Here is a 3,126-nt window from a genome sequence, read left to right as displayed (position 1 = left end):
CCTTTACGCATTTGCCATCGCTGACGCCCGGTACACTAGCCGGTTGCACGTAGAAAGACCGTTTTTGTGAATGTTTTCGTCCGTTTTGCCGCCGCCTGGCTGCTTGCCCTTGCCGGTTTGGCATGCTCCACCGCCTTTGCCCAGACGGCCGCCGCTGGTGCCGCACTTTCGGGAATCACAACGCCTGTTTTTGTGCTGAACTCGCTCGAAGACAGTGTCAGCGTGATCAACCCGGCCACCTGGACGGAAACCAGACGCATTGCCACCGGCAAGCAGCCGCATCACCTGTACCTCACGCCCGATGAAAAGTCGGTGATTGTTGCCAACGCGCTGTCGGACTCGCTCACCTTCATCGACCCGAAAACCGCTGAAGTGCAGCGCACGGTGCGCGGCATCATCGACCCCTACCAATTGCGCTTTTCTCCCGACATGAAATGGTTTGTCACGGCCGCCAACCGCCTCAACCACATCGACATCTACAAGTGGGACGGCAAGGACATCACGCTGGCCAGGCGCGTGGCCACCGGCCGGACACCGAGCCATCTGTGGATAGACACCAAAAGCACCACGGTTTATTCGACCATGCAGGACAGTGACGAGCTGATCGCCATCGACCTGCCCAGCCAGTCCATCAAGTGGCGCGTCAAGACCGGATCCATACCGGCCGACGTGTATGGCACAGCCGACGACAAGCACCTGCTGGTGGGCCTGACCGGCGGCGACGCCGTCGAGGTGTATGACGTGAGCGGAGCGCAACCGCAGCGCACCAAGGTCATCAAGACCGGTGCCGGAGCGCACGCGTTCCGCGCCTTCGGCGACAAACGCCATGTGCTGGTCAGCAACCGCGTGGCCAACAGCATCAGCAAGATCGACCTGCAGACCCTGGAAGTGGTAGACAACTACCCCGCGCCGGGCGGCCCTGACTGTATCGACGTGAGCCGCGACGGCAAGCAGATACTGGTCACATCGCGCTGGGCACGCAAGCTCACGGTGATCGACGTGGCAAGCCACAAGATCGTCCGGCAGGTCAATGTTGGAAAGAGCCCCCATGGCGTCTGGACGCTTGACCACGCCGCTAGATAGGCCCCCACGCTCCCCCACTTCGTGTGGGTCGCTGCCCCCCGGGGGGGCCGCTGCGCCTGCGGCCCGGCGAAGCCGGTTCCGCGGCCCCGGCTTGCTTGAAAAGTCCCCGCCGACCGCCGCTACGGCTGGTCTGTTGCAGACGATGCTTGCTATCGTTTTTGTAGCTGCTTGCGCTCATCCTGTATGGGCTACAGGCAAAAACAATGCACAAAAATCCGCACAAAACGCGCCGCAGCCGGCCGAAGCGGCCTGCAAACCCGTTTACCTGACGCTGGACACTGGCCACATGGCTGTTGCGCCGCTGATGGCTGACGTGCTGAACAGGCACAAGGTCAAGGTCACCTTTTTTGCCGCCAATGAGCGCACGCAAACCGGCGATGGCAGCCTGGGCACACAGTGGGCTGGCTGGTGGAAGGCGCGGGCGGGTGAAGGCCACGAATTTGCCTCGCACACCTGGGACCACGTTTACTGGCGGGGCGATGTACCCGGCGCACCCGATACACCGGTGCAGTTCAGGATGCGGCCTTCTGCGGGCCCGCAGGAAGGCAAGGACTTCACCTGGACGGCGAAGCAGTACTGCGAAGAAATCGGCAAGTCCAGCAAGCGCCTCGAAGAAATCACCGGAAAAAAAACACTGCCGCTCTTTCGCGCGCCGGGCGGCAAGACTTCGCCCGCGCTGCTGGCAGCGGCCAAGTCCTGCGGCTTTGAGCATGTGGGCTGGTCGCCCGCCGGTTTCCTGGGTGATGAGCTCGCCAGCGAGAGGTTCGGCAATGATTTCCTGCTGAAGAAGGCGCTGCGCGACATCCGCTCCGGCGACATCCTGCTGGCCCACCTGGGCATCTGGTCGCGCAAGGACCCCTGGGCGCCTGCCGTGCTGGAGCCGCTCATCACCGGCCTGCAGTCGCGGGGCTTTTGCTTCAAGACCCTGGCTGAACATCCCCAGTACAAAGACTGGATTGCGTCGCAGGCCACGCCGGCACCTGCCAGGCCTTCAAAATAAGCCACATGGACTGGTTCAGCGATCTCTTTTCAATGGCGCAGCAGTGGCTGTTTGAGTCCGCCGTGCAGCCGGCCATGTTTGCGCTGGGCATGGGCAACCTGCTGGAAGACGGCTACGACGCCACTGCCTGGTTCATGGTGGGCGTGATCCAGGTGCTGATCTTGCTGGCCATCGTCGGCCCGCTGCAGCGCTGGCGGCCGGTAGAGCCCGTGCTGGACCGGGCCACCATACGCACCGATGTGCTCTACACCCTGATCCACCGGCTGGGCCTGTTTCGCATCGCGCTGTTTTTCACGCTGGACCCGTGGTTTGACGAGGCGTTTGGCGCGCTGCGCACGGCCGGCTACGGCACTTTTCATTTAGACCAGCTCTGGCCGGGTGTGACGGACAACGCCCTCGTCAGCTTCGCGATTTACCTCGTGGTGTTTGACTTTGTGGCGTACTGGACGCATCGCGGCCAGCACCAGATCGAGTGGTGGTGGCGCCTGCATTCGCTGCACCATGCGCAGCGGCAGATGACGATGTGGAGCGACAACCGCAACCACCTGCTGGACGACATCCTGGTCGACTCCATCGTCGTGCTGGTGGCCCAGCTCATCGGCGTGGCGCCGGGGCAGTTCATCGCCATCGTGGCCTTTACCCAGCTCAGCGAAAGCTTTCAGCATGCCAATGTGCGGATGTGGTTCGGGCRGGTGGGCGAGCGCCTGTGGATCAGCCCGCGCTTTCACCGCTTGCACCACAGCATCGGCATTGGCCACGAAAGCCATGGCCCCAAAACGCTGGGGGGCCACAACTTCGGCGTGCTGCTCCCTTGGTGGGACATGCTGTTCCGCACGGTCAATTTTGAGCAGCGCTATGACCCGACGGGCATTCGCGACCAGGTCGAAGCCAACCGCGACTACGGCAAAGGTTTCTGGTCGCAGCAATGGATGGGCCTCAAGCGCTTGTTTGGCCGGGCCTGAAGCATGAGCCCCCACGCTTTTCACTTCGTGTAATGCGCTGCCCCCCCGAGGGGGCCGCCCGCCTGCGGTCTGGCAAAGCCG

Annotated in this window: 3 protein-coding genes; all 3 read left to right on the top strand. The window is 62.8% G+C overall.

Translation table 11 applies throughout. The annotated features are described in order from the left end of the window. Positions 1-66 precede the first annotated feature (66 nt). The 3 genes from AC1DWI_RS17780 to AC1DWI_RS17770 all read left to right on the top strand — a co-directional run bounded on the left by AC1DWI_RS17780 (position 67) and on the right by AC1DWI_RS17770 (position 3,045). Complete coding sequence (locus AC1DWI_RS17780; RefSeq protein ID WP_477667932.1) at positions 67-1,083, top strand: YVTN family beta-propeller repeat protein; 1,017 nt, start codon at positions 67-69, stop codon at positions 1,081-1,083. A gap of 142 nt (positions 1,084-1,225) precedes the next feature. Continuing rightward, the gene (locus AC1DWI_RS17775; protein ID WP_477667931.1) at positions 1,226-2,083 is read left to right on the top strand and encodes a polysaccharide deacetylase family protein; all 858 of its coding nucleotides are present in this window, start codon (positions 1,226-1,228) and stop codon (positions 2,081-2,083) included. 5 nt (positions 2,084-2,088) lie between these two features. Continuing rightward, complete coding sequence (locus AC1DWI_RS17770) at positions 2,089-3,045, top strand: sterol desaturase family protein (protein WP_477725337.1); 957 nt, start codon at positions 2,089-2,091, stop codon at positions 3,043-3,045. Positions 3,046-3,126 lie beyond the last annotated feature (81 nt).

This window comes from Polaromonas sp. P3_C2 (genome assembly GCF_056402675.1).
The sequence above is the reverse complement of the archived record's forward strand: the minus strand, read 5'-3'. Positions and strand labels throughout refer to the sequence as shown.